2 protein-coding genes are annotated in these 2,565 nt (G+C 73.8%); both read right to left on the reverse strand.

The annotated features are described in order from the left end of the window. A partial coding sequence (locus C1I93_RS30075; protein WP_111246615.1) for a cobyric acid synthase occupies window positions 1-1,519 on the reverse strand: 1,519 nt, incomplete at its 3' end. Further along, window positions 1,516-2,565: cobalamin biosynthesis protein (locus C1I93_RS30080; protein ID WP_111246616.1), on the reverse strand; the 1,050-nt coding region annotated here is incomplete at its 5' end. The genes C1I93_RS30075 and C1I93_RS30080, both read right to left, overlap by 4 nt.

Here is a 2,565-nt window from a genome sequence, read left to right on the forward strand (position 1 = left end):
GGACGAAGGGGAGGTCGGCCGGGGGGCCGGACTCGATCAGTCGCCACAGCGCCGCCGTGTCGAGGTGTTCCTCGACCAGGTCGCCGAGCAGGTCGAGGGTGCGTTCCCGGGCGGCGGCGAACGAGTTGCCGGGCGCGACCCGGAAGCCGGTACGCCCGGCCAGGCGCGCCACCCGGGTCAGGAACCAGCGGCGGAACTCGTCGGACTCGAACGTGCCGTGCCAGTGGGTGCCGTGCACCACGCCGTGCAGGGCACCCTCGCCGGCCCCGCTCAGGTCGTGCAGCAGCGGGGTGAGTTCCGGGTCGGTGGTCGAGACGTACCCGTGGTGGATCTCGTAGCCGCGGACCGGAAGGTCGCCGGCGGCGCTGCCCTCCGCCGGCCGGACCGTCTTGTGCGGATCGAAGGTGATCTCGATGGGTAGCAGGCCGAGACCGGGGACGCTGCCCCGACGGCTCTCCACCGGGTCGTGGATGGCGCGCGCCAGCATCTGGTAGCCGCCGCAGATACCCAGCAGCGGCCGGCCCGCCGCCACGTGCGCGGTCACCGCGTCGGCCAGGCCGGTCTCGCGCAGCCAGGCCAGGTCGGCCACCGTCGACTTGGAACCGGGCAGCACCACCAGGTCGGCGGCGGCCAACTCGGCCGGCTCGACGGTGAGCCGCACCCGTACCCCCGGCTCGGTGGCGAGCGCCTCGACGTCTGTGGCGTTGCTGATCCGGGGCAGCCGCACCACTGCCACGTCCAGCCACTCGGTGCCGTGCGGGGCGGCCGGTCGACCGAGCACCCGCCCGTAGGCGAGCGAGTCCTCCGCGTCCAGCCACAGGTCGAGTGCCCACGGCAGCACGCCGTAGGTGGGCCGACCGGTGAGCTGACGCAGCATCTCCAGCCCCGGGGCGAGCAGGCCCCGATCGCCCCGGAACTTGTTCACCACGAAGCCGGCGATCAACGCCTGGTCGGCCGGATCAAGCAGGGCCAGGGTGCCGAACATGGCGGCGAACACCCCACCCCGGTCGATGTCGCCCACCACGATGGTGGGCAGCCGGGCCTGCCGCGCCAGGCCCATGTTCACGTAGTCGCCGTCGCGCAGGTTGATCTCCGCGGGACTGCCGGCCCCTTCACAGACCACCACGTCGTACGCCTGCCGCAGCTCCGCCAGCGCGGCGTACGCCGTCTGCGCCAGCCGGGGCCGCAGCGACCGGAAGCTGCCGGCGGTGATGGTGTCGACCGCCTCGCCCAGCAACACCACCTGGCTGGACAGGTCACTGCCCGGCTTGAGCAGCACCGGGTTGAACCGCAGGTCGGGAGCGATCCCGCAGGCTGCCGCCTGCATCGCCTGGGCCCGGCCGAGTTCACCGCCTCGACCGTCGGGCCCGATCACCACCGCCGAGTTGTTCGACATGTTCTGCGCCTTGAACGGCGCCACCTTGACACCCTGCCGGTGCAGCCACCGACAGATGCCGGCGGTGAGCACGCTCTTGCCGGCGTCGGAGGTGGTCCCGGCGACCAGCAGTCCCCCGCTCATCGCCCCCGCCCAGCGCTGGCTTTCATGTCGCGGGCTTTCGTGACGCTAGCTTTCATGTCGCGGACGGCGCTGGCTTTTGCGGCACCGGCACCGGCACCGGCGCGGGCCGCGCGGCGGGCGAGGGCGCTGGTCAGGCGGCCGACGGTCAGGGGGTACGCCACAGCGAGCCCGAGCGCCGCCAGCCCCACCGCACCGCTGAGCCGGGCCGCCCGCGGCAGGTGGCGCGGATCGGGGCGGGGTCCGTCACCGAGGAACGGACGCACCTCGGAGCGGCCGAAGTAGACGTTGCGTCCACCCAGCCGTACGCCCAGCGCCCCCGCCATCGCCGCCTCGCACTGCCCCGCGTTGGGGCTGGGATGATCGGCCCGGTCCCGCCGCCACACCCGCCAGGCCCGTTCCCGGTCGCCGCGCCCGACCGGTGCCACGGCGATGGTCAGCAGGCCGGTCAATCGTGCCGGCACCAGGTTGAGCAGGTCGTCGAGGCGTGCGGCCGGCGTACCGAAGCGGGCGTAGCGGGCCGACCGGTGACCGACCATCGCGTCGAGCGTGTTCACCGCGCGATAGCCGAGCAGCCCCGGCAACCCGGCCAGCGCACCCCAGAACAGTGGCGCGACCACCGCATCGGAGGTGTTCTCCGCGACCGATTCCACTGTCGCCCGGGTTACTTCGGCCTCGTCAAGACTCGACGGATCCCGCCCGCAGAGGTTGCCGAGCCGCTGCCGGGCGGCCGGTAGGTCACCCGCGCGCAACGCCGAGCCCATCGCCTCCGCCTCGTGCCGCAGGCTGCGTCCGCCGAGCACCGCCCAGGTGCCGCCAGCGACAAGCACCGCCCGGGCCACCGGCCGACGCCGGGTGCCGATCGCAGCCGCCGCCCCGAGCAGCACCGGCGCGCCAACGGCGAGCGCGGTGAAGGCGGCACCGGAGCGCCGGTCCGGCCGGTAGAGGCGGCGTTCCAGCGCGGCAGCGGCCCGACCGAACCCAGCGACCGGATGCCCGCGTTTCGGATCACCGAACAGCGCGTCCAACGCGTACCCGGCCACCAACCC

Source organism: Micromonospora endophytica (genome assembly GCF_003236305.1).
Lineage (GTDB): Bacteria > Actinomycetota > Actinomycetes > Mycobacteriales > Micromonosporaceae > Micromonospora > Micromonospora endophytica.